Source organism: Vibrio genomosp. F10 str. ZF-129 (assembly GCF_000287055.2).
Taxonomy (GTDB): domain Bacteria; phylum Pseudomonadota; class Gammaproteobacteria; order Enterobacterales; family Vibrionaceae; genus Vibrio.
This window is the reverse complement of sequence record NZ_AJYQ02000038.1, coordinates 78,641-105,173: the sequence shown is the minus strand read 5'-3', so window position 1 is coordinate 105,173 and position 26,533 is coordinate 78,641. Positions and strand designations below refer to the sequence as shown.

Below are 26,533 nucleotides of genomic sequence, written 5' to 3'. Positions count from 1 at the left end.
TCAGCATTTAGTTACACTGTAAGCCGTATTTCTTTGGTGACTGGCTATGAATCATTTATCTTTTTATTGGCTTCCCGACAATAAGGAGGCTCTCGTTAAAAGTATAGAGAGCGAATTTTCCGAACTTATTGCTCATTCAGTAAGCACTGGCAAAATAACTTTACCCCCTATTCCAGAAGTCGTTTTACGCATTCAGTCCCTTTGTACTCAAGAAACAACGGAGATTATTGATATTGCAGACTGTCTCCTCGAAGACCCTGGGCTTGCTGCCGTAGTGATTCGTGTTGCAAATTCGGTTATTTTTAACCGACGAAACATTACCTGTACCGATCTTTTTACTGCGGTATCTCGTTTGGGTATCTTGCGTGTGCGAGACATCGTCACAGCGCAAGCGATTGAGCAATTAAAGCATACCGTCAGCTTAAGTACGCAATGTAATAAAATTCTAGTGAAGAGCGCAGCAACTTCTAGGGAACTCGCGGCGACCATGGTTATGGTTGCTAAAGCATTTAAAGAAGCTCAGCCCAAAATTTATAATTATGTTGAGGTAGAAAAAGCACTTTTGTCCGGTTTACTTGCTGATATCGGTCTTTTTTGTATGGTTAATGAGTACCATCAGTATCTAGAGAATGGCAACTACCTCGATATAGATATCGCACTGCAAATCTTTGACTCACAATGTGCGGCTTCAAGTCAACTGGTACTATCAAGCTGGGGGTTTGACCAAGATTTCATCAGCGTTTCTAGTAACCTAGATCACACCCCTAATGTAGAAAGTCCACTGAGCTATCTAGACATCGCCCGAATTGCTCACCATACTCTCCTGTTCCGTAGAAAAGATGACGAACTGGATGAGCATTTTGTTGAAATTGATACAACAGGCGCCGATGTGTTGTACAAATTAACCAACCTAAGCGATTTTGACTTTAACAATCAGATAAGCGAAGTCATTGTAGCAAGTGGTCTGTAGCCTTAACACCGCATAGCATTTAACGATACATTCGCTATACAACCGAGTCACAACAGGATTTTTAATGTTCTCAGGGATGATCTTTATCTTTGCCCCACTGGTGGTGGGGTATCTAATTTCGATATCGAAAGAAAACACCTTACACCTATTAAATAAAATGACTTCGTATCTTATCTACGTCATTTTATTCTTAATGGGGCTGAGCTTAGCTGCTCTTGATAATCTAGGCGAAAACCTACAGCTCATCATCAAGTTCACCGCGACGTTTTTTCTATGCATTGGTTTTTGTAATCTAGCCACATTACCCATTATCGACCGGCTATTTCCAATTAATGCCAGTAACACTTCGTCAAATCTACCGCTGGCTCTTATGGCTCTCGAATCAGCCAAGTTGATCCTGGTGGTTGGCGGTGGACTCATTATAGGTTTGTTGGGTGCAATGAGTCTTGATTGGGTTGATACCGCAAGTGAATGGATACTATTTTTATTACTCTTTTTTATTGGTATTCAGCTTAGAAACAGCGGTCTAACCCTGAGACAAATCCTCATCAATAAACAAGGGATGCTCATCGCACTCATCATTGTGATCAGCTCGCTCATTGGCGGTGTGTTATCAGCGTTTATTTTGGATATCGATGTTTACAAAGGATTAGCCATGGCTTCAGGATTTGGTTGGTACTCTTTGGCCGGCATTCTCATGGGCGACGCATTCGGCCCCGTCTACGGTGGTGCATCGTTTATGCTAGAACTATTAAGAGAGCTGGTTGCATTGATAATGATCCCAGTATTAATCAGAGTAAAACCTTGTACTGCCATTGGTTATGCTGGTGCAACGGCGATGGATTTTACGTTACCTGTTATTCAAGCCACGGGTGGTGTAAAGTGTGTGCCTATCGCCATCGTTAGCGGATTTATTCTTAGCTTACTGGTTCCAATACTCATGCTGTTCTTTGTGTCATTAGCTGCGTAAAATCAAACTGATAACTCATCATGCCAACTAACGGCAACGATAAAGAAAGCCCAATAAGAACAAAAAGTGTGTAAAAAAGGACGTATTATGAAACACATAGTGATTGCTGCATTATTAACTCTTTCATCAAGCTCTGTCTTTGCTAACAACACCCAGTGTTTAAGCGACAAGTATGATGCCTATATCGATGCCTCTCTAGCTTGGTACCAAGACCTTTCAGATCTCACTTCTGAACGCTACCCTGAACTAGAGGAAGCAAGTAAATGGTTCTTAGAAGGGCGAAAAAACCATTTTGAGCTTAACCGAGCTGCTGTACATTATTATTTAGACAATGATGCGGCTAAACTTTCAACGGCACAGTCTATCGAAAGCTGGCTTCAGCTTGATCAAGCTGACATTAAAGCACTTACACAGCGAGATGATGCATTAGGCGAAGCCGCTCAGCTTACATTTGCCGACCGTCAGAGTGAACCTCATGAGAAAAACTATCAACTTCGTTCCGCTTTCGCTGACCTATTAAGTCATCCAAAGCAAATTGATAATGTTTTACAGAAATACAATCGTTCTATAGCAAAACTTGAAGAAATGGATTGTAAATAGCCTTACTTAGACATCATTCCAGCCATTTTTGATGGAAAAACACGCACTCTAAATTAAGACGGGACATTGGTTTCGTTTTGGTTTAGATTGTGCCGTTCGCAATGTAAACTAGATTAAATAAACGAAGTTGTATGGGATCAGAACAGAAAACTGTTGATGTAAACTTTGATAGTTTACTTCGTATTTTTACTGTGCCAGAAGGGCCAGATTCAACGTTAACGAAAATTGAAGAGGGCCTTTCCAGGAACCTCAACCAATTTTTGCGAGAGCATATCGTTGCCGAAGAGAAACCTTTAAGAGACATCGAAAAGGACTTTTCTAATCCTGCTATTCCTGAACAACCAGAATTCGTTTCCGATCATACTCAGCACTTGCTCGATACGTTAGTCGCGCAATCGGTTCATACTTCTGCACCCAGCTTCATCGGACACATGACATCAGCGCTTCCCTACTTTCTGATGCCTCTGTCGAAAATCATGATCGCGCTTAATCAAAACCTAGTTAAAATTGAAACCTCTAAAGCATTTACCCCTCTTGAGCGTCAAGTGTTGGGTATGCTGCATCGCCTCATATACAACCAAGATGACACTTTTTACTCTCGTTGGATGCACAGTGCGGGGCACTCTCTTGGTGCATTTTGCTCTGGAGGGACTATAGCCAATATTACTGCACTTTGGGTGGCTCGAAATAATGCCTTAAAAGCGCAAGGCGACTTTGAAGGAGTAGAAAAAGAAGGCTTGTTTAACGCAATGAAACACTATGGCTACGAAGGGCTCGCAATACTCGTCTCTGACCGTGGTCATTACTCTCTAAAAAAAGCAGCCGACACACTGGGTGTAGGGCGCCAAAGTATCGTTTCAGTAAAAACAGACGAGAATAATCGCTTGTGCACCCGCGATTTAAAAGACAAGTTTGCTCAACTTAAACAACAGAATATTAAGCCTTTCGCGGTCGTCGGTGTTGCAGGCACGACAGAAACAGGCAATGTCGACCCTCTCAAAGCGATTGCCAAAATTTGTCAGCAAGAGCAGTGCCATTTTCACGTTGATGCGGCATGGGGTGGCGCGACGTTAATGTCGAATAATTACCGCCAATTGCTCGACGGGATTGAACTCGCCGATTCAGTGACCATTGATGCTCACAAGCAGCTGTATATCCCTATGGGCGCAGGTATGGTTCTGTTTAAAAATCCAGATGCGATGCGATCGATTGAACATCACGCGCAGTACATTCTACGAAAAGGCTCGAAAGATTTAGGTACACACACACTTGAGGGATCTCGCTCAGGTATGGCTATGCTGGTTTATGCCAGTATGCATATCATCAGCAGACCAGGGTACGAACTGCTTATCGACCAAAGTATCGAAAAAGCCAAGTATTTTGCCGACCTTATTGATGCTCAGCCTGATTTTCAACTTATTTCAAAACCAGAGCTGTGTCTTCTTACCTATCGCTATGTACCTGAGTTCGTAAAACAGGCATTAGAAATTGCAAATCAAGAACCGGCTAATCATGAGCAGGTAGAGCAGCTTAATTCGCTGCTGAATGAGTTAACTAAGTTCATTCAGAAAAGGCAGCGGGAAACCGGTAAGTCGTTCGTATCTCGAACTCAGTTAAACCCAAAAGAGCTAAATAACCTAGACACTATTGTTTTTCGTGTTGTGTTGGCTAATCCATTAACTACGTATGACATTTTGAACGCCATTCTCTTTGAGCAAAGAGAAATCGCGAAGAAAGCGCCTTTTTTAATGAATGAAATCAAACTATTGGCCAAGCAAATATGTCAAACTGCCTAGTAGCTTGTTTGAAAAGTGAAAATTTCTTTCTACTTAATGTAATTACAGTATCAAAATGAATTGTGTTAAAGCACAAAATTTCAATTTTCGCTCAAATTTCCTTTAAGAATTGAAATTTAGTTTGAGGTTTGTCATATTCTCACCAATTGTCCGCAGGTAAACCTTTTGCTTAGGTTTATACTCGCCCTATGGCGCTGATCTATTATTTTGGTTGTGAACGTTACAATTCGACCTTTAATAGCAAGATGATCAGCGAGTTGTTCTCTAGCCCTCGTGAACACTATGAACACATTAGAAAAAATTCAAAAAAACTTAGAAAATTTTAGCAAATCTGAGCGTAAAGTGGCCGAAGTGATCATGGCTTCCCCGCAAATAGCGATCCACTCTAGTATTGCTACGCTTGCAAAAATGGCGGATGTTAGTGAACCAACCGTTAACCGCTTTTGTCGTCGACTAGACACGAAAGGTTTTCCTGACTTTAAGCTGCATTTAGCTCAAAGCCTCGCTAACGGTACACCTTACGTCAATCGTAACGTCGAAGAAGATGATGGGCCAGACGCTTATACCCATAAGATTTTCGAGTCTACGATGGCTTGCCTTGACGTTGCGAAGAACAGCCTTGATGCGATGCAAATTAATCGCGCGGTTGACCTTTTAACTCAAGCTAAACGCATCTCTTTCTTTGGTTTAGGTGCTTCCTCAGCCGTTGCAAAAGACGCGCAAAACAAGTTTATTCGTTTTAATATCCCGATTACGTGTTTTGAAGATATCGTTATGCAACGTATGAGTTGCATCAATAGCTCAGACAATGACGTGATTGTCCTTATTTCACATACTGGACGTACTAAAAGTCAGGTTGAAATTGCTCACTTAGCCCGTGAGAACGGTGCAACCGTCATCTCAATTACGGCGAAAGACTCCCCTCTTGATAAAGCTAGCTCTCTATCAATTACACTGGATGTACCTGAAGACACTGATGTGTATATGCCAATGGCAAGCCGAGTCGTACAAATGACGGTGATTGATGTACTCGCAACCGGATTCACGCTTCGTCGTGGGACAGGGTTTAGAGAAAACCTCAAGCGCGTAAAAGACGCGTTAAAAGATTCTCGTTTTGATAAGATGAATCAGTACTAAAATAAACGGAGCTTTCTTTAAGCTCCGTTTTTTCTTTTCTGTGCCCCTCACATTTCAAGAGTAATAAGAAGGTCAGCTAAATTGAGGATTCGATTCAATTAGGTCAGCTTTTCTTCCACAGAATTCGTTAAGATTTCTACCTTACTGGTTCGCTCTGTTTGTTCACCGTGACAATCACCAGAGCAATGGCACACCTGATCCAGTATATAGACCAGGCGTTCTTTCGTTAATGGCAATGGATTTCCTTTAATTGCAACCGACATCAGAGCATCCTCAGCAACCTTATCGAATGAGGTTGAACAAACGCCATAATCACTCAACACAGGCAACTCCAACTTATCAAGCATCATCTGAACCCACAGCACGCCATCTTCTACATGTACGTTGGTTCTCCCGGTGACCAATTGCGCTAGCCTGATATAGCGTTTCAAAACATCTTTTCGACCCGCGCCTTTCGCCGCTTCAATATTCTCTTTCATAACATAAGGAGCAAGACGACTGGTGATCACACTGTGTGGCGCATTCAGTTTGCCCCCCAAAGCCGCAGCAAGCCCATGAGCAGCCCCCAGTTTCGCGTTAGTCATTGCCATGCCACCTAACATCGCAGCAAACGACAGGTCAGCTCTGGCCGAATAATCATCCCTTCGGCACGCCGCGATAACCGAATGAGACAACTTGCGTAACCCTTCCTCACACACCATATCCGTTAACGGATTTGGGTCGCCACAGACATAAGCTTCCATTAAGTGAGTGAACGCATCCATGGCGCCTCGAGCAGAGGTATGGACATCGGTGCCATAGGTAAGGGTCGGGTCAACAATGGCCACATCAGCGAGCATATCGGGGCTGCGTAAACTGACTTTGACTTTATCTTGTCCTGAGCGAAGCACCGCGTTACGGGTGACTTCCGAACCACTGCTCGCCGTAGTAGGGATGGCAATAAAAGGAATAGGCTTGGTTTTCAAAGGGACACTCCGACCGACGACTTCAACGTAATCGTACACATCCCCTTGATTAGGGATGATAGCGGCTAGAGCTTTGCCCATGTCAATGACACTCCCTCCGCCCATGCTGACGACCATATCCGGTTTGAACTTTCGCCCGACCACTGACGTTTCTTCAACCATAGTGATATTAGGCTCCCCCGATATACTCACATGCTGATAGCGCATGTTTTGTGCCTTTAGATACGAGATCAGAATATCTGAACGAGACTGATCTTTTCCTGTCACCAGTAGAACGCTATAGCCGTATTGATTCAGTACTGATAGTGAGGATTGTAGAGCGCCTTCTCCGAAGATAATTCGAGTCGATGTCATGAACTGAAACATACTGCATCCCTCTCTCAAGATTAAATTTATCTCTTTTTAGCTTGCACTCATCAACGAATAATTTGTTTGACCGAGTGCAACTTGCTGGATAATGCCTCAACCAAAAGTAGGTATTTTTGCGACACATCACGCTGAATGCTCACCGACGTCATTTCTTTCATCTCCTAAACGAGATCAATAGGTAATCCCTATCGTAGCAAGAGGTAATTGCTTCTTTATTTCCAGAATAGATTGGGGCATAGTTGCACCTATCAGAATAAAGGAGAAAAAGTTATGTTCGTTGTTATTTTTGGCCGCCCAGCATGCCCATATTGTGTTCGTGCTAAAGAACACGCAGAGACGCTTAAAGCGAATCGCGATGACTTTAATTATCGCTATGTTGATATTCATGCTGAAGGTATCAGCAAAGCGGATCTAGAAAAGACTGTCGGTAAGCCAGTTGAAACGGTTCCACAAATCTTTGTAGACCAAGACCACATCGGTGGTTGTGATGACTTCGAAGCATACGCAAAAGAGCATTTAGGCCTATTTAGCTAAACCGCTTAACCCTTTGTAAAACGGCTTGCCCCCTTGCAAATGATAAACCTGCCCACAGTGGCAGGTTTTGTTTTACTTGCCCTATGTGAAGTAATTGCAAATTATAAAAAAACTCACTTATCTTTTGGGCGTAATCCGCTACAATCCCCCCACTTAAACAACCCCAGTTCTTGCAACAAGAGCCAATCGTGAATATTGACGTTATACAATTACTAGAGCAAAACCCCATCCTACTTATTTTCGTCGCCTTAGCATCGGGCTTGGCGTTCGGAAAAATCCGTTTCGGCAGTTTTCAGCTTGGCAATTCAATCGGTGTACTCATTACGTCATTGATTATGGGCCACTTAGGCTTTTCATTTAGCCCAGAAGCCCTCGCAATCGGTTTTATGCTCTTTATCTACTGTGTTGGTATTGAAGCCGGACCGAATTTTTTTGGTATTTTCTTCCGCGATGGAAAGCATTATTTCATCCTGAGTTTAGTGGTACTGTCTACCGCTCTGTCAATTACTCACTTTGCCTCTCGTTTGTTTGGGCTCGATTATGGCATGGCCGCAGGAATGATGGCTGGAGCCCTAACGGCAACCCCCGTTCTCGTTGGTGCGCAAGATGCCATAACCACGGGGTTAGCAACGATGCCAAGAAACATGGATCTTACTCTGGTCATGGAAAACCTATCCGTGGGTTATGCGATGGCCTACCTGGTGGGTTTGATCAGCATGATCACTTTTGCCAAGCTATTGCCCAAATTACAGAAGCAAAACCTATCTGACTCCGCGCAGCAAATCGCACAAGAACGAGGCATTGGAAGCTCTAGTCAGCGCAAGGTCTATTTACCGATCATTCGTGCTTACCGAGCCGGCTCTGAGCTCATTGCATGGACAGACGGCAAGAACCTACGTGAACTGGGTATCTATCGTCAGACAGGCTGTTATATCGAACGTATTCGTCGCAATGGCATTCTCGCCCACCCAGATGGTGACGCGATATTACAAGAAGGTGATGAAATCGCTCTGGTTGGTTTTCCAGACAGTCATGCGCGTCTGGACCCTAGCTTTCGCAACGGCAAAGAGGTATTCGACCGAGACTTACTTGACCTAAGAATTGTTGAGGAAGAGATTGTTGTAAAGAGTGACAGTATGGTTGGGAAAAGACTCTCAGAACTCAATCTTTCTGAATTTGGCTGTTTCCTAAACCGAGTGGTGCGTGCTCAAATTGAAATGCCTATGGACTTAGACATCGTTCTTGCTAAAGGTGATGTATTACAGGTCAGTGGTGAAAAAAGCCGAGTTCTAGGTCTTGCTGAACAAATCGGTTTTATCTCTATTCATAGCCAAATCGCCGATTTGCTGGCGTTCTGTAGCTTCTTCATTCTTGGTTTAATGTTTGGCTTAATCACCATGACATTTGGCCAGGTTTCGTTTGGGCTAGGAAACGCGGTAGGGCTGCTTCTTTCAGGGATTACCCTTGGATTTCTGCGTGCCAACCACCCTACTTTTGGTTATGTTCCACAAGGCGCATTAAATATGGTCAAAGACTTAGGGCTTATGATTTTCATGGTGGGTATTGGGTTAAGTGCAGGGGGCAAGATTTTCGAACACCTATCTCAAGTAGGCCCGCAGATAATAGGCTTGGCATTTCTTGTCAGTGTTGTCCCTGTGGTTATCGCCTACTTAGTCGGTGCTTATATCCTTAAGATGAACAGAGCTCTGCTATTCGGCGCCATCATAGGCGCACGGACGTGTGCTCCCGCAATGGATATTGTAAACGACTATGCTAAATCAACCATCCCGGCTCTCGGGTATGCAGGGACCTATGCCATCGCCAATATTCTTATGACGCTTGCCGGAACCGTTCTGATTATTATTAGTTGATGGTCGCTTCTTAAAAAAAGAAAGATGAAAGTGAAGCGCTGTAAAAAAGCTAGAAAGCAAAATACCGAACAGAAATATAGAGAACAGCGAAGTCATTGCAACAAGACAAAAAAAGGCGCTCAGTGAGCGCCTTTTTAGTCTCTAAATAAACTCGATCAATCCTATTTGGGTGGATTGACGGTCACTTAGCTTTAGCTAGATATTAGATAGCAATAATATCAGATTCAACCGCAGGGTTAACATCAGCGTCGTAATCAACACCTTCAACGCCAAAGCCAAACAGTTTCAAGAATTCTTCTTTGTACTCTACGTAGTCAGTAAGATCTTTAAGATTTTCAGACGTCACCTGTGGCCATAATTCACGGCAATGCTTTTGAATGTCTTCACGCAGTTCCCAGTCGTCAAGACGTAGACGGTTCGCTTCATCTACTTCTGGGGCGCTGCCATCTTCTTTATATAAACGCTGGCTAAACATGCGATAGATTTGTTCCATACAACCTTCATGGACACCTTCTTCACGCATTTTCTTAAACACCATCGCGATATAAAGAGGCATAACTGGAATCGCAGAACTTGCTTGTGTGACTACAGATTTAAGAACGGCAACGTTCGCACTACCACCGGTCACAGAAAGCTTCTCGTTCAGCTCTGTGGCTGCACGGTCTAGGTCCATTTTCGCTTTGCCTAGTGCGCCTTCCCAGTAGATCGGCCAAGTAAGCTCAGTACCAATGTAGCTGTACGCTACGGTTTTACAGCCTTCTGCTAATACACCTGCATCAGACAGCGCATTGATCCACAGTTCCCAGTCTTCGCCACCCATTACAGTAACGGTGTCTTTGATCTCTTCTTCTGTTGCCGGCTCTACTGACGCTTCAATAATCAAATCTTTGTTGGTATCAACAGCCGTTGCTGTATATGTTTCACCAATAGGCTTCAGCGATGAACGGATCAGCTCACCGGTTTCAGGCAATTTACGTACTGGTGATGCTAGCGAGTAAACCACCATGTCAATCTGACCTAGGTCTTCTTTGATAAGGTCAATCGCTTTTTGCTTCGCTTCGTTTGAGAACGCATCGCCGTTCAAGCTTTTAGAATACAAGCCTTCTTCACGAGCAAGCTTGTCAAATGCCGCCGCATTGTAAAAACCAGCGGTACCAGTTTTACGCTCAGTCCCTTCTTTTTCAAAGAAAACACCGATAGTAGAAGCACCGCCGCCAAATGCAGCCGCAATGCGAGAAGATAGACCGTAGCCACTAGAAGAACCAACCACCAATACACGTTTTGGTGCATTTTGAATTGGACCTTGCGCTTTAGTGTAGGCAATTTGTTCTTTTACGTTTGCTTCACAGCCCACAGGGTGTGTTGTGGTACAGATAAATCCACGAATTCGAGGTTTGATGATCATATTCAACTTCCTTAAAAAATCATCGCTAGAATAAAAGGTTCACGACCAAATCGCATCAAGTTTCTGCAAAAACAGGGTAAATAGACAAGTGGTTGGATCACTCAAGCGAGACTCTGATTCAATTTGTGCTCTTATCATCACTTTAACGATTAGATTTAGCTGTTCGATCTGGCTATTCGATTTCACTAACTGATACGAATGATTCCAACAATGAAAAAGGACCTCTGATTCAGAGGCCCCTTACGATTTACTGGTCGTTCATGATAACAACCAAAAACTAGGCAACACTGTTGAGCTTAGGTTGACTGTTTTTGTGTGTTCTCACTTCACTGTAATCATGGCTAAAGTCATCGACTTGAATCGCTTTGTAGCGAAGTCTATCCGCCGCGACAATCGTATCGACTTCTTCCTGCGTAAGCACTTCAACCGCCAACGCTTGTGCTAATTTTTCCGTTAATGGCGCTTTGCGAACCACTTTACCAGCCTTAACGGCCTTATTGAGCTTTCTCTCTAGGCTCTTAATGTCGTACATGGCTAGGAACGCTTTTTCCATTAGGCCGACGCTGTCATCTTCACTGTCACCGACATAACATAAGTGAGTCAATCGATCTCGGCATGCGCCTGGAGTCATCACACTTTCAGCAAGCTTGACCGCTAACTCGTCACTGGGTTTGCCGAAGTGATTCCCCAATGGGAATACAAGCAGCTTGAGTAAACGCCCGACCATTTTTTGTGGGAAATTTCGATACGCTTCTTGCAACGCCTCAGCACCTTTATGGAAACAGTGTTGAATGGCGTAATGCACATAGTCTAAATCTTGCTGCTGACGGCCTTCGTCTTCGTACTTTTTCAATACAGCCGACGCCATGTAGAGATAGCTCAGCCCATCGCCCAAGCGGGCTGAAATCATCTCTTTACGTTTCAAATCGCCACCGAGTGTCAACATGGCAAAATCTGCACTGACCGCGAGTGCACGACTAAGGCGAGTCAAATCTTTGTAATAAACCTGAGTTGGTCCACTCATTTCAGCTTTAATAAAGCGCGATCCGGTTAAACCGGCACCAAAAGCGCCGAGGGTATTTTTGGTCGCATGCCCAATATGTTTAAACAGCAACTTATCAAACGCTTTTGCCCCTTCTTTTTCATCAGGGTTCGCCGCCGCTTCCATTTCTTTAAGTACGTAAGGGTGACAACGTGTCGCACCTTGACCAAAGATCATCAAGTTACGCGTAAGAATGTTCGCGCCCTCTACCGTAATCGCAACTGGCACACCAAGATAAGCTGACGTCAGATAGTTCATCGGTCCTTCTTGAATTGCACGACCAGAATGAATATCCATGGAGTCATTCATAATGGTTCTTGCGATTTCTGTCATATGGTATTTAGCAATCGCGGTAACAATGCCAGGCTTTTCTTTCATGTCTAAAGACGTGGTTGTTAACGTTCGTGTCGCCTCTAGAAGGTAAGTCATCCCGCCGATACGCCCTAGCGATTCTGCCACACCTTCAAACTTACCAATCGACATACCAAATTGTTTACGCACATACGCATAAGCCCCCGTAGTACGAGAGGTGAGGTGGCCAAGTGCCGTGCCCAAAGCTGGTAACGAAATACCACGCCCCGCTGACAGACATTCCACCAACATTCTCCAGCCCTTACCTGCGTATTCAGAGCCGCCAATAAGCCACTCAATGGGAATGAACACATCTTTGCCACGAGTTGGGCCATTCATGAACGCCAACCCAATAGGGTCATGGCGTTCACCCACCTCTACCCCCTCATGAGAAGTCGGAATAAGTGCACAAGTGATGCCTAGCTCTTCTTTGTCGCCCAGTAAATGGTCTGGATCGTTCAGTTTAAAAGCCAAACCAAGTACGGTAGAAACAGGCGCTAACGTAATGTAACGCTTGTTCCAGTTCAAGCGAATACCAAGCACTTCTTTACCTTCATGAGTGCCGTAGCATACGGTGCCTTGATCTGGAATGCTCCCGGCATCCGAACCGGCTTCCGGGCCCGTTAATGCAAAACATGGGATATCGGTACCGTCGGCTAAGCGTGGCAACCAGTAGTCTTTTTGTTCTTGCGTACCGTAATGAGAAAGTAACTCACCAGGCCCAAGAGAGTTCGGCACCATAACGGTGACCGCGGCGCTGATGCTGCGAGTTGCAATACGAGAAACAATGGTTGAATTGGCAAGCGCTGAAAATTCACGACCACCATATTGCTTAGAAATGATGAGGGAAAAGAACCGTTCTTTGCGTAAGTAATCCCAGACATCTTTAGGAAGATCGCGGTCCTTTTTGACAATTTGATAGTCATCAAGCATCGCCAACAGAGTTTCTAGCTCATTATCCATGAAAGCTTGCTCTTCATCAGTCAAGCTTGGCGCTGGATACTGATGAAGCTTCGAAAAATCAGGGTTACCAGAGAACAGCTCCCCATCCCACCAGACACTTCCGGCTTCCATCGCTTCTTTTTCCGTATTGGATAATGGTGGTAGAACTTTCTTAAAAAATTTAAAAGCGGGATCACTGACCCATTTTCTTCGTAGAGAGCACATATTCATATCCTTTTGTTCACGTGTTGGTGTGTTTTTATATTTATTAGGTTTTTTAGTTTTATTAGTTTTGTGTTTCAGTTGAGTTAACTGGCGTTTAATTAATTGGCTGCAACCCCTGCTGACAAGTAAGGAATGAGCCGATCAACCACCGCTTTAGAATCTACTTTGGTACCAAAATCGTTCTCGGCTATCTCAGCCAGCGCCTGGCTAGATGCCATGGTAAATACGCAAGTGCCAAGCGTGAAATGAAGACGCCAGAACAGAGTTTCTTGAGTTAAATTAGGGTTCGCCTTAAGCACAGATTGAGTGAACAGAGACAGAACGCCTTGATAACGCGTGGTGATGAACCAGCGCAAATGCCCCTGAACGTCGGTGTATCCACGACCAATAAGCAGCATAAATCGACTTGTTCCGTCTGGTCTCACACTGTTTAGTGCCCTTAACGGCTGACGTAACGATTCGAATACATCAGCCACTTCAAAATCATTGCGTTCATTAAGCGACTCCAACGACTGCTCAAGTGCTGGCATAAACGCTTCTAAGTATCGATCGATGACGGCTCTGACTAAGGTTTTCTTATCGCCAAAGTGATAGTTAACCGACGCCAAATTCACGCCTGCTTTGCTCGTGATCGTTCTTAATGACGTGTCATTAAACCCTTGCTCCGAGAACAACACTTCCGCCACATCTAGAATTTTATTTTTGGTATCGTTTTTGGCTGCCATTTCAATCGCTCGTATTAAACATCTGTTTGAAATATACAGATCGAAAACATGATTAACAAGCCATTAACATCACATTTATGATCTTTGGTCCGACCAGAATAGTACGTAACGTTTTAATTTATTGAAAATAAAAGAGTTAAAAAAACTTCGATTTTTATTAAAAAAAGATGGAACTGTATTGGAAAAGGCGGGTCATATTAGGTGTAGTGAGCAGAGTTTTAAGAGTTTCACTGGCCGTCAGACTTGTTTTTATACTGCCACTACCGTTTAAACTGCTTTTTCATATTAACTCCTATGTTTGTATCTGCCCAGAACCTGATTGTTCTGGGCTTTTTTTATTCTGTTTTTTATTCTGATGTAGCGGTTTGTGGTCACGGTGTAATAGGTAAAATGGCGTCAGGATTGATATACTTCCCCCAAACCACATTCTTGAGCCTTTCCATGATCTTAAATAATTCTCCCGTCACTCAACATCGCTTTCAAGATATTGAGTTTTTCCTCAAGAGAGACGATAAGCTTCACAGCCAGTTTAGCGGTAATAAAGCTCGAAAATTCAGATGGCTACTCAATAACAATGACGAAACGATAACCACAATTATTGGCTATGGTTCTGCTCAAGCTAACTCGCTGTATTCCCTCGCTGCCCTTGCAAGCATTAAAGGGTGGCAACTTGAATTTTATGTTGATCATATTCCCCATTGGCTCAAAAAAACGCCTATCGGTAATTATCGAGGTGCACTGGATTTAGGGGCTAAAGTCATTGTGGTAAAAGAGGCGATTTCGACGCCTCTTCACCCTGCGGATTTTATTGCACAGGTTCGTCAGCCAGACGAGTGCTGCATTGTTGTCCCAGAAGGTGGGCGTTCAACTTCAGCCGCATTAGGCGTTACCGAGCTTGCTGAGGAACTTTTACAATGGGCGAGATACGATAGCAGCCAACGTTGTGTTGTGGCTCTACCATCAGGAACAGGCACCACATCACTCTATCTAAGCCAGTATTTAAAGCCACATGGGATTGAGGTATTGACCTGCCCTTGTGTCGGTGGGCGCGATTATTTAATACAACAGTTTCATCAGTTAGAGCCTCACAACCACCCTGAAATCCTGACATTAGACAGCAAACATCATTTTGGACAGCTCGATCATGAAGACTACTTAATTTGGCAGCAGTTACTCGAAGATACTTATGTCGAATTTGATTTGCTCTATGATCCGATGATGTGGCGCTGTTTACTCAAACATAGACAATACTTAGAAGACAAAACGCTGATCTATGTTCATCAAGGTGGGATCTTAGGCAACGAGAGTATGCTACCTCGATATCAAAGGCAGTGGGATTAAATGACACCAGTAAGGAAGATTTGAATGATAAAATATCAACTGATAACGCTCACTTCTATCGTTTCAATGACTTCTATCGTTGCAATGATAGCGCTCCCATTGAATGCGAAAGTGATTTCAACACCGGGGAAAAGTATTATTGCCGTTGATGGTTCAAGCGCAGCAAAACGGGTTTGCTATTACCAAGACCAAGCCTACTCATTAGGGGCAATTCTTCAGGTTGGCGAGCATTACATGATCTGTAAGGAAGCGAATGACTTTGAAACCAATGGTGCCTTAAAATGGGTTCAACTGAAATCTTCATCACAAGATAACTAAAAAAGCGCTACCAAAGTAGCGCTGTGATGCTTGATTCTAGTGGGGGAAAGCATCGAAATTAAACGGTGCAGTTGAATCTGAGATCTTTCATGTTACTGAAATATCTTATGCTCCTGCCATCTCTTACGCGACGGCTGCCTCTTTGCTCGATTCTCTTTGCTTTAAGAACGCATAACCAAACCCGGTCACTGCAGTACCTGCCGCTATTGCCACTAAATACATCAGTATTGGTGAAATTGCACCAGGGATAAGCAACACAAATAAACCACCGTGCGGTGCCATCAGTTGAGCGCCAAACAGCATCGAAAGTGCACCCGTTAATGCTCCGCCTGCCATACACGCTGGAATAACACGCATCGGATCTTTTGCTGCAAATGGAATCGCACCTTCAGAAATGAAGCACAGTCCAAGAACAAATGAGGCTTTACCCGCTTCTCGTTCACTCGCCTCAAACTTATCTTTCGCTAACCAAGTCGCAAGGCCCATGCCTAGAGCAGGAACCATACCCGCAGCCATAATCGCAGCCATTGGCGCGTACGTTTGTGATGCCAATAGACCCACACCAAATGTATAAGCCGCCTTATTGATTGGGCCACCTAAGTCAAAGCACATCATTGAACCAAGAATAACACCGAGAAGTACCGCGTTCGCTGACCCCATGTTATTTAGGAACTCGGTCATGGCTGACATAATGCCAGACACCGGACCGCCTACGATGTAGATCATCACAAGACCGGTAAACAAACTCGCCACAAATGGGATAATCAGTATCGGTTTCAACGCTTCCATGGATTGAGGAAGCGAGACTTTGTCAGCGATGAGTTTCGCGGAATAACCAGCAATAAAACCCGCAGCAATACCACCAAGAAAACCGGCACCGGTTGAACTGGCCAACATACCGCCAATCAAACCAGGAGCAAGACCCGGACGATCAGCAATTGAAAAAGCAATGAACCCAGCGAGTACTGGAATCATCAAAGCAAAGGCAGAGCCACCACCAATAGTCATCAATGCCGCGGCTAATGTCCCCTCTTCTTTAAAGGCTTCAATACCAAAAACAAACGAAAGCGCGATGATCAAACCACCCGCCACCACGACAGGTAGCATGTGAGATACCCCAGTCATAAGATGCTTATAAGCGCCTTTTTTCTCTTCACCGGCGGTTGACGGATTAGCACCACCACTGTGTTGGTATGGTGTGGCATCTGAAAACGCTTTGTTGATCTCTTGCTCAGTTTTTTTAAGGGCAAGACTTGTGCTGGTTTTATACAGGGCCTTACCATTGAATCGATCTAGTGGTACTTCAATATCGGCCGCAATGATAACCAAATCGGCTTGTTCAATATCTTGAGCTGTTAACTGATTCTTTGCACCGACAGAGCCGCGAGTTTCCACTTTAATACTGTGGCCTAGTCGAGCACTCTCTTTTTCCAGCGCTTCGGCCGCCATGAAAGTGTGCGCCACTCCGGTTGGACAAGCGGTTATCGCGACAATGTTTTTCGCTACTTTTTCCGCTACTGGGGTTGCTACTGCGACACCTGATTCAGGCTCTAAACGATTAACTTGACTAGATTGATTCGATCGAAGTTCGCTCGCATCAGAAATGGCAGAGGTTAAGAACGCCACCGTATCGGCAGTACAATCTGAAATCGTCGCTTGGTAAACGCGCTTTCCAATGAAGCGTGCCGTATCAACCGGCGTGTTGGCAGCGATAACGACAATATCAGCATCCGCGATTTGTTGCGATGTTAATGGCGCATTATCGATAACGCTTGAGTGACATTCCGTCACGGTATCATGGCCTAATGTTTCTGCTGCCTTTTGCAATAAACCAGCGGCAATAACACTGTTGGCAACACCACTTGGGCAAGCGGTAATGATGGCAATTTTCATAATGTTGACCCTTTTCCTTGTTGGCCTAATAGCCGTTAGCTATTGGCTTATGATGTCTATCTGAGTTTGCGTCTGTAGAGTGTGTAGTTGTTCTTTTGAGGGTATTCCAACGCCAATCTGTGTGACTGCTAAGGCAGACAAAGCGGTGGAAAATTGAAGTAATTCGGTTTTTTTCATCTGTTGCATGTGGCCCCAACAGAGGCCCGCTACCAGCGTATCTCCGGCACCGACTGTGCTCACCACCTTCATTTTGGGTGGTTTTGCATGGAGCCACTCGCCTTGATTTAGCCACATAACGCCATCCGCTCCCATTGAGATAACAATGTTCTCTATGTGCTTTTCGGCCAGCGTTTCTGCGGCAGTTCGACATTCGTCAGGATTCGATGAAGAAAGTCCCATAACCTGTGACAGTTCTTCTTCATTAGGCTTTATCAACCACGGGCTCGCATCAATGCCTTGAGCTAGTGCATTTCGGCTGCTATCAAAAATGACTTTTTTTCCCAATGAACGCAGTTTTTTGATCCAACTTGCGCAAAGCTCAGGGGAAATACCAGGTGGCAAGCTTCCCGCTATCACGAAATAGTCATGATCTTCAGCTAAATCCAACAATGTTTTTTCAAACTCAAGTACAGCTTGAGGAGTCACTTCTACGCCCGGGAAATTGATGTCACTGACACTGCCCGATTGCTCAACCAGCTTGACGTTAATACGAGTTGAACCAGGAACCCGAACGAACTTGTCGGTTGCGCCAAGCTGTTCAAACAGCTGACAAAACATCTCTTGGTTATCAGTCCCTAAGAATCCGGTGACCGTGACCTCAGCCCCAAGCTCTGATAGCACCTTGGCCACATTAACGCCTTTACCGGCCGGGTGAAGTGAACCTTCATCGACCAGGCTTACCCCACCGGTATGGATAAACGGTAAGTGCCCGGTAAGATCAAGCGCAGGATTCAAAGTGACCGTTACGACTTTGCTCGTTTTCGTTTTCATTGTCATCACTCTCTCTACCCTTCACCCAGACCAGATTGAATCGCTTTACCGATCGCTTCAATGGCTTGTTTTGAATCTTCCCCATCGGCGGTAAATTTGAGCGTGCAACCATGCTTAACCCCCAGTGAAATGACCTTCATGAGACTCTTCGCATTGACTTCCTCTTTGTCACCATTAAGGTTGGCGACTTTGATCGTCGACTCAAATTTTTTCGCTTCAGCGACGAGCATAGCGCCTGGTCTCGCGTGTAGACCGTGGGCATTTCGAATCGTAAATTCACCACTATTAACGAGTTCGCTATTCATTGGGTTCGACTCTAAGACCGCGTCACCTGACATATCTTCAGTTCGATTATCATCACGTACGAACAGCGCCACCAGCTGATCTTCTGACAGGGCAAACAGTGATTTTTGCTGCTTTGAAAAAACAAGTTCTGTTAATTGTTCAAGAACGGGTTGATGGAGATGATTACAAGATGAAATAACCAGTAGGGCTTTCACTGGCTGATTGTTCATTTCAAATGGCTGTGCCGCTGAAACAAAAGCCATTCCTGTTTGATTCACCGAACAATCACTACTGACTAACCACAAACCATCGCCCAGAGAGGTTGGCGCTTTATTAATAACATCGGAAATAAATTCAGCGTCGACGCAGCCTTGATTACGCAGTAACCCACTGGCAACAGCACTCATCTGAATCATATCGGTCGCGGGAAACTCACGTTGAACAAGAGAAGCAGAAAATGAAAAACGGCTTTGGGCTTTGTCGCTTTGCACATCGCCATTCAAAATAGCGATCAATTGATCTTTGGTACTGGCTTGCTTGAGCAACAACTCAACATTTTCATTCGATAAAACATGGGTCAGCTGCTTCAATATGCCAAGGTGCTCATCAGATTGAGCAGCAATACCAATAGCAACATAAACGATATTTCCATCACCCCAGCTAATTCCCTGAGGAAAATGATGCAGTGACACCCCTGTTTGTTGTACCAAACCACGTGTTTGAGTCGTGCCATGAGGGATCGCGATTCCATTCCCCAGGTAAGTGGAATGTTGAGCTTCGCGCTCCAGCATTCCTTCAACATAGCCATCTTCAACATAGCCCTTGCTAGATAAATCTGACGCTATGGCTTGGATAGCCTCAATCTTGTCATTAAAAGACTGGTTTAAAATGATGTCATCTATTGTCAATTCGAGCATGGTGGCTGCCTCAGGGTTATTCTATTTCGCTAGAAGCTGAATCGATTCAGCAATAATCTAAAAAAAACTAACAAAGAAATTCACATTATTTTCAATGTTAGCAAGAAACAGCACAGCTCTAAAAATGTAAGATTTGCAACTCTGCTGAATCCTTTCAGCTTTCATACTGAATCGATTCAGCGTATAATGCAACTCTTGCTTAACGTAAGGTCGTATTTTTATGATCAATGGCACAAAAAGGATCCATAATGACGTTAGATGAAATCGCAAAATTAGCAGGGGTATCCAAGACGACGGCGAGTTATGTCATTAATGGTAAGGCCCAGAAATACCGAATTTCTCAAAAAACTCAGCAAAAAGTCATTGCCGTTGTTCAAGAGCATAACTACCGCCCTGACCACGCTGCATCATCGCTACGCGCAGGAAACAGCCGTTCATTTGGCCTAATTATCCCTGACTTGGAAAACACAAGTTACGCGCGCATTGCTAAAATCTTAGAGCAAAACTCTCGCAAAGCTGGCTACCAGATATTAATTGGTTGTTCTGATGACGATCCTGACACTGAAAAAAATGTCACCGAGGCACTCATATCAAGGCGCATCGATGCGCTTTTTGTCGCCAGCGCCCTTCCTGACGCCAATGATTTCTACTTAGCCATTCAACAAGCTGGTACTCCAGTCATAGCAATTGACCGACCATTAGATGACGAACACTTCGCTTGTATTGTCAGTGAAGACTATGATGCAGCGTTTGAATTAACCCAGTCGGTTATTGATTCCAACACAAAAAAGGTCGGACTTATTGGGGCGTTACCCGCTCTTAACATATCGAAAGAGCGCCAACTAGGGTTTGAATCCGCAGCGAAAGAAAGGAATGTCCAGACACTGTTTGGGTATGGTGAACACTTCAACCGACAAGACGGCTATGCTCAACTGAAACAATGGATTAAATCGGCTCAAATGCCCGATGCCATTGTAACGACTTCTTATACGTTGCTAGAGGGTGTGCTTGACGTGTTTTCAGAAAAGCCGGAGTTAATGACAAGAATAAAGTTAGCCACCTTTGGTGATAATCGTTTACTCGACTTTTTGCCTTTCAAGATAAACTCTTTGCCCCAGCAGTTTGATTTGATCTGTGACAGTGCATTAGAACAAGCACTCAACGCCTCACAAAAACGGTATAACCCCGGCGTTGAGCTTATTCCAAGAAAGATTGTAGTTCGTCGTTGATTGAGTAGTGAAGGCGCGTTTCACCTCATGAGTCAGTAACCCGTCGCTCAATATTACAACAAACACGAGAAAGACAAAGATCATACCGATGGCATAAACCGAGATGAAATTCATCACGTTCAGGGCTTGAGAAACATCCATAAAAAATCCAAATGCATAAAAACATTTGGATTTTTACATCCATAGAGGATCGTTCAACCGATCACTTTAACGCAAGGGCGTGTTGATCGGTATTAAGCCCTAAGCTCTGTTTATTTATCGATTCCGAAATGCAGGTAAGCTCTGTCAGTTGCAATACGCCCTCTTGGAGTACGTTGCAAATAACCTTGTTGGATAAGGTAAGGTTCCAATACATCTTCAATGGTGTCTTTCTCTTCACCGATAGCCGCGGCCATGTTATCTAACCCTACCGGACCGCCACCAAATTTTTCCATAATGGCTAACAGAAGCTTTCTATCCATGTAGTCAAACCCTTGTGCATCCACATCAAGCATGTTCAACGCTTTGTCAGAAATCGCTTCACTGATATGGCCATCCCCTTTCACTTCCGCGTAATCGCGAACTCGACGCAACAGACGGTTTGCAATACGAGGAGTCCCTCTAGCTCGGCGAGCAATTTCCAAAGCACCTTCTGGCTCCATAGAGAGATTCAAGCAATTCGCACTGCGCTCAACGATATACTGTAAGTCGGGGACTTTATAATATTCTAGGCGCTGAGTAATGCCGAAACGATCTCGTAGCGGGGAGGTCAAAGAGCCTGCTCGCGTTGTCGCGCCAATCAGGGTAAATGGAGGCAAGTCGATTTTAATTGAGCGAGCAGCAGGGCCTTCACCAATCATGATATCGAGCTGGTAATCTTCCATCGCTGGATACAACACTTCTTCGACCATTGGGCTGAGTCGATGAATTTCATCAATAAAAAGAACGTCATTCTCTTCTAGGTTCGTCAACAAAGCCGCCAAGTCCCCTGCTTTTTCCAATACAGGTCCAGAGGTGGTTCGAATGTTCACTTCCATCTCATTGGCTACAATATTAGCCAGTGTTGTTTTTCCTAAACCAGGTGGGCCAAAAATAAGCAGATGATCAAGAGGCTCATGTCTTAACTGGGCCGCTTTGATAAAGATTTCCATTTGATCTTTAACGTGATCCTGCCCTCTATAATCAGCGAGTTTTTTAGGCCGTATTGCCCTATCAATAAGTTCTTCTTCTTTAAAAACTGGGCTGTCAGGGGCAATCAAACGATCGGCTTCAATCATAACGTGTAGAATTCCTATAATGTGCCTTAAACCATAGATTTAAGTGCATCACGGATAAGTTGTTCACTGGTCATATCATCACGGGCAATCTGTGAAATCACTTTAGACGCTTGTACGGGTTTATAACCCAGTGCCAATAATGCACTCACGGCTTCATCTTGTGCACTTTGAGCGCGATGAACAGGTCCTGATTCCGAAGGCGCGGCATCCGTCGCTGGAGTAAATAGATCACCAGCGCCCCATCCTTTCAAACGGTCTTTCATTTCTACAACCAAACGTTCAGCGGTTTTCTTACCAACGCCGGGAAGCTTCACTAATGTGGAAATATCTTCTCTTTCAACCGATGAAACAAACTGGCTTGCTGACATGCCTGATAGAATACCTAGCCCCAATTTCGGGCCGACACCATTGGCTTTAATGACTTCTCTAAAAAGGGCGCGCTCTTTCACTGTATTAAAACCATACAAAAGTTGGGCATCTTCCCGCACAACAAAATGAGTATAGATAATGGCTTCTTCACCCAGCTCAGGAAGTTCATAAAAACAGCTCATTGGCATTTGAACTTCGTAGCCAATACCGTTGACTTCAATTAATAACTCTGGAGGCTGTTTTTCTATCAGTAAGCCGCGAAGACGTCCAATCACACTCGATTCCTTTAAGACAATATTATCTAGCGATGATAATAAATAACTGGATGGATAGCCAGTAAAAGATAGGGGGCTAAAATGTTAACGATAACGACCTTTTTTAGCACTCGTCGCTTTGCCAGCCAATGCAGCCAACGTTTTATTGGTATTGGCATGACAGATTGCTACGCCCAGCGCATCCGCTGCGTCGGCTTGAGGTCTTGCTGGTAGTTTCAGCATGTGTTTTACCATGTGCTGCACTTGTTCTTTATCGGCCCCACCTGTACCCACCACCGCCTGTTTTATTGAACGCGCTGAATACTCGAACACAGGTAAATCTGCGTTCACCGCAGCGACAATGGCACTGCCTCTGGCCTGTCCTAGTTTAAGCGCTGAATCTGGGTTTTTCGCCATGAACACTTGCTCGATAGCAAACACCTCTGGCTGAAACTGAGTGATAATCTCTGAAACGCCTGCATAAATCTGCTTTAGTCGACCTGGAAGCTCTTTTTCTGAGGTACGGATACAGCCACTGCCTAAATAGTGAAGGTGGCGACCTTGCTGAGAAATAACCCCATACCCAGTAATTCGTGAGCCAGGATCAATCCCTAAAATAATTGTCATTAATGGTTACCTACCAACAAAAAATGCCCACTGATTAGGGGCATTTTTATTTCATTCACTTACAGAACGCAAGTTGTTATTCAGCGTCTTTCTTCGCTGCGGTCACAGTCACGGCTAGCTCTTCAAGAGATGCAGGGTTTGCAACACTTGGGGCATTAGTCAGTAGACAGGCTGCGGCGGTTGTTTTAGGGAAAGCGATAACATCACGGATGTTCTCTGTTCCACAAAGTAGCATCGCCAAACGGTCAAGACCGAATGCCAAACCAGCATGAGGTGGCGTACCGTACTTAAGCGCGTCAAGTAGGAAGCCAAACTTCTCTTGCTGCTCTTGCTCTTCAATGCCAAGAATACCGAATACCGCGGTCTGCATGTCTGCGTTGTGAATACGTACAGAACCGCCGCCCACTTCGTAGCCGTTGATTACCATGTCGTAGGCATCAGAGTTGGCTGCTGCAGGATTCGCTTTAAGCTCTTCCGCGTTCACACCTAGTGGTGATGTGAATGGGTGGTGCATCGCATGCAAGTTACCTTCGCCATCTTCTTCGAACATTGGGAAGTCGATAACCCAAAGAGGAGCCCACGCTTTTTTGTCAGTTAGCTCTAAATCGTCACCCAGTTTGATACGAAGTGCGCCCATTGCTTCAGCAACAATGCCCGCTTTGTCTGCGCCAAATAAAATGATATCGCCGGATTCAGCTTGAGTGCGATCTAGAATACCGTTGATTACGTCTTCGCTTAGGAACTTAGCCACTGGAGATTGAATACCTTCCATGCCTGCAGCACGGTCGTTCACCTTCATCCAAGCTAGGCCTTTCGCGCCGTAGATGTTGACGTGCTCAGCGTAACCGTCGATTTGCTTACGAGTTAGCTTAGCACCACCAGGAACACGGATAACCGCTACGCGACCTTTTTCGTCGTTAGCTGGGCCAGAGAATACTTTGAACTCTACATCTTTAACCAAGTCAGCAACGTCTACTAGCTCTAGTGGGTTACGTAGATCGGGCTTATCAGAACCGAAACGACGAATCGCTTCAGAGAAAGGCATGACTGGAAATTGGCCCAGTTCAACGTCTAAAAGCTCTTTCCACATATCGTGAACTAGCTTCTCAGTGATGTTACGCACTTCTTGAGAAGACATGAACGATGTTTCGATATCGATTTGAGTAAATTCAGGCTGACGGTCAGCTCGTAAATCTTCATCACGGAAACATTTAACGATTTGGTAGTAACGGTCAAAACCAGACATCATCAACAGTTGCTTGAACAGCTGAGGAGATTGAGGAAGTGCGTAGAAGCTACCTTTATGAACGCGGCTTGGTACTAGGTAATCACGAGCACCTTCTGGCGTCGCTTTTGTCAGTACTGGTGTTTCGATGTCTAGGAATAGGTTCTCATCTAGGAAACGACGAACGAAGCTAGAAGCGCGTGCACGAAGCTTAATGCGGTCGCTCATTTCTGGACGGCGAAGATCGATATAACGGTACTTAAGACGCTGCTCTTCCGAGTTCGTTTGGTTGAAGTCGAGTGGAAGCGCATCAGAACGGTTGATGATCTCAAGACCCGTCGCGTACAGTTCAACTTCACCAGTAGCCATGTCTTTATTTACTTGGCTGTCTGGACGAACACGGACTTCACCCGTGAACTTGATACAGAATTCATTACGCAGTTGGTTGGCGATTGGAAAGATATCTTTCATATCTGGATCAACAACAACCTGAACGATGCCTTCACGGTCTCGCATATCGATAAAGATAAGACCGCCTAAATCACGGCGACGGTTTACCCAGCCGCACAGTTCTACAGTTTGTCCCGCCAGGGACTTGTTCAGGTTACCACAGTAATGGGTACGCATAATGAATTTCCCAATCTCTTAATTATTTACTAGTTTCCAAGCTGTCGGCGGTAATATCCACCCAACAGAGCAAAGGAATATTTATACGCGGAAACTCGCTTAAAATCGACCTTCCACACGTGAATTTGTTGTGTTTTATCTTGCTTTGCTGCTTTTTAACTCGCCAAACGTGCAAATATTCAGCAAAAGCAAAAAAATGGCGTTAATTATATCTCGAAAGTACCTTAATCAGCAAAAGTCTCGTACAGTAGTTTTTGGTTTTAACCCAAAATAATGATGTGGTGACTATGGCAACTTTACCTTTAAGGCTTGGACTCACGATGTGGTCTCATTCTGAGTGGCAAAGTCCGTTCTATGGAAAAGGGACCAAACCTGCAGAGCGCCTAGAAAAGTACAGTCAAGTTTTTCATACGGTTGAAGGGAATACGACGTTTTACGCTACACCGAGCATACCCACAGTCCTAAACTGGAAAGCCGCGACTCACCAGAATTTTCGCTTTACGTTTAAACTGCCCAAATACATTACTCACCAACAGCAACTCCGGCAATGTCAGGCAGAGTTGAGAGAATTTTTGACCACCATGTCTCCACTACACGACCGGATAGGGCAATGGACAATTCAACTACCGCACAGCTTTGAACCCAGCATGCTCCCTACCCTACAAAAGTTTTGCACGTATTTCCCGAAAGACATGCAGCTCGGCGTCGAAGTTCGCCACCTTGGTTTTTTTAACAAAAAGAATGAAGAAAAGCACTTTAATCAATGGCTCGTTGAAGAAGGCATCAATCGCACGATTATGGATAGCCGTCCAGTCTTTTCTGCACCGCCAACGACAGAAGCGGTCATCGATGCGCATCAAAAGAAACCACGCGTTCCTGTTCATGCTATAGCCACCGCAGAAAACCCAGTGATTCGATTCATAGGCCACCCCGAACAAGACGCCAACGTTGCTTTCTTTGAACCCTGGCTTAAAAAATTGCCAATATGGATAGCTGAGGGAAAACAACCTTACGTGATGATACATACGCCCGATAATGTCGAAGCCCCGCAACTTGCGACACGGCTATACGACAAGTTAGCTGAGGAAGTTTCGCTTCCTCCTCTCGCTGATTTTCCCGCAATGAAAGGCGATCACCAAATGTCGATGTTCTAGGGCGTGTTTAGAATGGATTCCCATAGGTTTAACTTCTTATTGTCCGCCCTTACTGAAGTTGTACTGTCGTGATTTCGTGACATGGGACGAATTATTGCGTAAAATACGCCCCCTTTTATTGGGGATGTTGTACCCCTCTATTGCTG

22 protein-coding genes and 1 pseudogene are annotated in these 26,533 nt (G+C 44.6%); 11 read left to right on the top strand and 12 right to left on the bottom strand.

Going from position 1 to position 26,533, the window contains the following annotated elements:
- Positions 1–46 precede the first annotated feature (46 nt).
- The 5 genes from A1QO_RS05400 to A1QO_RS05380 all read left to right on the top strand — a co-directional run bounded on the left by A1QO_RS05400 (position 47) and on the right by A1QO_RS05380 (position 5,473).
- Positions 47–970, top strand: a complete 924-nt coding sequence (locus A1QO_RS05400) for an HDOD domain-containing protein (protein WP_017039010.1) — start codon at positions 47–49, stop codon at positions 968–970.
- Positions 971–1,034: 64 nt separating this feature from the next.
- Positions 1,035–1,940, top strand: a complete 906-nt coding sequence (locus A1QO_RS05395; RefSeq protein ID WP_017033790.1) for a lysine exporter LysO family protein — start codon at positions 1,035–1,037, stop codon at positions 1,938–1,940.
- Between the two features lie 87 nt (positions 1,941–2,027).
- The gene (locus A1QO_RS05390; protein WP_017040554.1) at positions 2,028–2,540 is read left to right on the top strand and encodes a hypothetical protein; all 513 of its coding nucleotides are present in this window, start codon (positions 2,028–2,030) and stop codon (positions 2,538–2,540) included.
- 131 nt (positions 2,541–2,671) lie between these two features.
- Entirely contained in the window at positions 2,672–4,336 is a 1,665-nt protein-coding gene (panP, locus tag A1QO_RS05385; protein WP_017040555.1) for a pyridoxal-dependent aspartate 1-decarboxylase PanP, read from the top strand.
- Between the two features lie 282 nt (positions 4,337–4,618).
- Positions 4,619–5,473: a MurR/RpiR family transcriptional regulator gene (locus tag A1QO_RS05380; protein ID WP_017033787.1), complete on the top strand. Its 855-nt coding sequence runs from the start codon at positions 4,619–4,621 to the stop codon at positions 5,471–5,473.
- A 98-nt stretch (positions 5,474–5,571) separates the two neighbouring features.
- Here the strand turns inward: A1QO_RS05380 and A1QO_RS05375 are convergent, their stop codons facing one another.
- Complete coding sequence (locus A1QO_RS05375) at positions 5,572–6,804, bottom strand: iron-containing alcohol dehydrogenase (RefSeq protein ID WP_017040556.1); 1,233 nt, start codon at positions 6,802–6,804, stop codon at positions 5,572–5,574.
- A 273-nt stretch (positions 6,805–7,077) separates the two neighbouring features.
- Here A1QO_RS05375 and A1QO_RS05370 point away from each other — a divergent pair, with 273 nt between their 5' ends.
- Positions 7,078–7,341, top strand: a complete 264-nt coding sequence (locus tag A1QO_RS05370) for a GrxA family glutaredoxin (protein ID WP_017033784.1) — start codon at positions 7,078–7,080, stop codon at positions 7,339–7,341.
- 188 nt (positions 7,342–7,529) lie between these two features.
- Complete coding sequence (locus tag A1QO_RS05365; RefSeq protein ID WP_017039013.1) at positions 7,530–9,212, top strand: aspartate:alanine antiporter; 1,683 nt, start codon at positions 7,530–7,532, stop codon at positions 9,210–9,212.
- A gap of 202 nt (positions 9,213–9,414) precedes the next feature.
- Here the strand turns inward: A1QO_RS05365 and fabV are convergent, their stop codons facing one another.
- The 3 genes from fabV to A1QO_RS05350 all read right to left on the bottom strand — a co-directional run bounded on the left by fabV (position 9,415) and on the right by A1QO_RS05350 (position 13,902).
- A complete protein-coding gene (gene fabV / locus A1QO_RS05360) occupies positions 9,415–10,617 on the bottom strand; it encodes an enoyl-ACP reductase FabV (RefSeq protein WP_017033782.1) in 1,203 nt (400 codons plus the stop codon).
- A 277-nt stretch (positions 10,618–10,894) separates the two neighbouring features.
- Complete coding sequence (locus A1QO_RS05355) at positions 10,895–13,177, bottom strand: acyl-CoA dehydrogenase (RefSeq protein ID WP_017041154.1); 2,283 nt, start codon at positions 13,175–13,177, stop codon at positions 10,895–10,897.
- A 98-nt stretch (positions 13,178–13,275) separates the two neighbouring features.
- Positions 13,276–13,902 (bottom strand): TetR/AcrR family transcriptional regulator, encoded by a 627-nt coding sequence (locus A1QO_RS05350; RefSeq protein ID WP_017033780.1) that lies wholly within the window; start codon positions 13,900–13,902, stop codon positions 13,276–13,278.
- A 441-nt stretch (positions 13,903–14,343) separates the two neighbouring features.
- On the opposite strand from A1QO_RS05350, the gene A1QO_RS05345 reads away from it, so the two are divergent.
- Positions 14,344–15,243, top strand: a complete 900-nt coding sequence (locus tag A1QO_RS05345; RefSeq protein ID WP_017041153.1) for a 1-aminocyclopropane-1-carboxylate deaminase/D-cysteine desulfhydrase — start codon at positions 14,344–14,346, stop codon at positions 15,241–15,243.
- 24 nt (positions 15,244–15,267) lie between these two features.
- Positions 15,268–15,561 carry a DUF1496 domain-containing protein gene (locus A1QO_RS05340; protein WP_017041152.1) on the top strand — a complete coding sequence of 98 codons (294 nt, stop codon included), beginning with the start codon at positions 15,268–15,270 and terminating at the stop codon, positions 15,559–15,561.
- Between the two features lie 123 nt (positions 15,562–15,684).
- On the opposite strand, the gene fruA is transcribed toward A1QO_RS05340, so the two are convergent.
- The 4 genes and pseudogenes from fruA to fruB all read right to left on the bottom strand — a co-directional run bounded on the left by fruA (position 15,685) and on the right by fruB (position 19,646).
- Positions 15,685–17,187: a PTS fructose transporter subunit IIBC gene (gene fruA / locus A1QO_RS05335; protein ID WP_426621162.1), complete on the bottom strand. Its 1,503-nt coding sequence runs from the start codon at positions 17,185–17,187 to the stop codon at positions 15,685–15,687.
- A pseudogene (locus tag A1QO_RS20760) lies at positions 17,166–17,454 on the bottom strand (PTS fructose transporter subunit IIB); the annotation flags it as partial. The pseudogene A1QO_RS20760 and the gene fruA, both read right to left, overlap by 22 nt.
- A 39-nt stretch (positions 17,455–17,493) precedes the next feature.
- On the bottom strand, positions 17,494–18,444 hold the full coding sequence (gene pfkB, locus A1QO_RS05330; protein ID WP_017033776.1) for a 1-phosphofructokinase: 951 nt from the start codon (positions 18,442–18,444) through the stop codon (positions 17,494–17,496).
- A 14-nt stretch (positions 18,445–18,458) separates the two neighbouring features.
- Positions 18,459–19,646, bottom strand: coding sequence for a fused PTS fructose transporter subunit IIA/HPr protein (gene fruB, locus A1QO_RS05325; RefSeq protein ID WP_017041151.1), 1,188 nt, complete (start codon positions 19,644–19,646; stop codon positions 18,459–18,461).
- Between the two features lie 248 nt (positions 19,647–19,894).
- Here fruB and cra point away from each other — a divergent pair, with 248 nt between their 5' ends.
- Entirely contained in the window at positions 19,895–20,875 is a 981-nt protein-coding gene (cra, locus tag A1QO_RS05320) for a catabolite repressor/activator (protein WP_017033774.1), read from the top strand.
- A 251-nt stretch (positions 20,876–21,126) separates the two neighbouring features.
- Here cra and ruvB read toward each other — a convergent pair whose 3' ends face one another.
- The 4 genes from ruvB to aspS form a co-directional block, all read right to left on the bottom strand.
- The gene (gene ruvB, locus A1QO_RS05315) at positions 21,127–22,131 is read right to left on the bottom strand and encodes a Holliday junction branch migration DNA helicase RuvB (RefSeq protein WP_017033773.1); all 1,005 of its coding nucleotides are present in this window, start codon (positions 22,129–22,131) and stop codon (positions 21,127–21,129) included.
- A gap of 26 nt (positions 22,132–22,157) precedes the next feature.
- On the bottom strand, positions 22,158–22,775 hold the full coding sequence (gene ruvA, locus A1QO_RS05310) for a Holliday junction branch migration protein RuvA (protein WP_017039020.1): 618 nt from the start codon (positions 22,773–22,775) through the stop codon (positions 22,158–22,160).
- A gap of 84 nt (positions 22,776–22,859) precedes the next feature.
- On the bottom strand, positions 22,860–23,381 hold the full coding sequence (gene ruvC / locus A1QO_RS05305; RefSeq protein WP_017033771.1) for a crossover junction endodeoxyribonuclease RuvC: 522 nt from the start codon (positions 23,379–23,381) through the stop codon (positions 22,860–22,862).
- A gap of 76 nt (positions 23,382–23,457) precedes the next feature.
- Positions 23,458–25,233: an aspartate--tRNA ligase gene (gene aspS, locus A1QO_RS05300; protein WP_017039022.1), complete on the bottom strand. Its 1,776-nt coding sequence runs from the start codon at positions 25,231–25,233 to the stop codon at positions 23,458–23,460.
- A 287-nt stretch (positions 25,234–25,520) separates the two neighbouring features.
- On the opposite strand from aspS, the gene A1QO_RS05295 reads away from it, so the two are divergent.
- A complete protein-coding gene (locus A1QO_RS05295; RefSeq protein ID WP_017041150.1) occupies positions 25,521–26,387 on the top strand; it encodes a DUF72 domain-containing protein in 867 nt (288 codons plus the stop codon).
- The last annotated feature ends 146 nt before the right edge of the window (positions 26,388–26,533 follow it).

What these genes read in the sequence shown, in the direction of transcription:
- A1QO_RS05380 (WP_017033787.1), top strand. Translation starts at nt 4,619, where the DNA reads ATGAACACATTAGAAAAAATTCAAAAAAACTTAGAAAATTTTAGCAAA.
- fruB (WP_017041151.1), bottom strand. Translation starts at nt 19,646, where the DNA reads ATGCTCGAATTGACAATAGATGACATCATTTTAAACCAGTCTTTTAAT.
- A1QO_RS05345 (WP_017041153.1), top strand. Translation starts at nt 14,344, where the DNA reads ATGATCTTAAATAATTCTCCCGTCACTCAACATCGCTTTCAAGATATT.
- ruvC (WP_017033771.1), bottom strand. Translation starts at nt 23,381, where the DNA reads ATGACAATTATTTTAGGGATTGATCCTGGCTCACGAATTACTGGGTAT.
- A1QO_RS05390 (WP_017040554.1), top strand. Translation starts at nt 2,028, where the DNA reads ATGAAACACATAGTGATTGCTGCATTATTAACTCTTTCATCAAGCTCT.
- aspS (WP_017039022.1), bottom strand. Translation starts at nt 25,233, where the DNA reads ATGCGTACCCATTACTGTGGTAACCTGAACAAGTCCCTGGCGGGACAA.
- panP (WP_017040555.1), top strand. Translation starts at nt 2,672, where the DNA reads ATGGGATCAGAACAGAAAACTGTTGATGTAAACTTTGATAGTTTACTT.
- A1QO_RS05395 (WP_017033790.1), top strand. Translation starts at nt 1,035, where the DNA reads ATGTTCTCAGGGATGATCTTTATCTTTGCCCCACTGGTGGTGGGGTAT.
- A1QO_RS05370 (WP_017033784.1), top strand. Translation starts at nt 7,078, where the DNA reads ATGTTCGTTGTTATTTTTGGCCGCCCAGCATGCCCATATTGTGTTCGT.
- A1QO_RS05340 (WP_017041152.1), top strand. Translation starts at nt 15,268, where the DNA reads ATGATAAAATATCAACTGATAACGCTCACTTCTATCGTTTCAATGACT.
- A1QO_RS05295 (WP_017041150.1), top strand. Translation starts at nt 25,521, where the DNA reads ATGGCAACTTTACCTTTAAGGCTTGGACTCACGATGTGGTCTCATTCT.
- A1QO_RS05375 (WP_017040556.1), bottom strand. Translation starts at nt 6,804, where the DNA reads ATGTTTCAGTTCATGACATCGACTCGAATTATCTTCGGAGAAGGCGCT.
- A1QO_RS05350 (WP_017033780.1), bottom strand. Translation starts at nt 13,902, where the DNA reads ATGGCAGCCAAAAACGATACCAAAAATAAAATTCTAGATGTGGCGGAA.
- ruvB (WP_017033773.1), bottom strand. Translation starts at nt 22,131, where the DNA reads ATGATTGAAGCCGATCGTTTGATTGCCCCTGACAGCCCAGTTTTTAAA.
- pfkB (WP_017033776.1), bottom strand. Translation starts at nt 18,444, where the DNA reads ATGAAAACGAAAACGAGCAAAGTCGTAACGGTCACTTTGAATCCTGCG.
- A1QO_RS05400 (WP_017039010.1), top strand. Translation starts at nt 47, where the DNA reads ATGAATCATTTATCTTTTTATTGGCTTCCCGACAATAAGGAGGCTCTC.
- A1QO_RS05355 (WP_017041154.1), bottom strand. Translation starts at nt 13,177, where the DNA reads ATGTGCTCTCTACGAAGAAAATGGGTCAGTGATCCCGCTTTTAAATTT.
- fabV (WP_017033782.1), bottom strand. Translation starts at nt 10,617, where the DNA reads ATGATCATCAAACCTCGAATTCGTGGATTTATCTGTACCACAACACAC.
- cra (WP_017033774.1), top strand. Translation starts at nt 19,895, where the DNA reads ATGACGTTAGATGAAATCGCAAAATTAGCAGGGGTATCCAAGACGACG.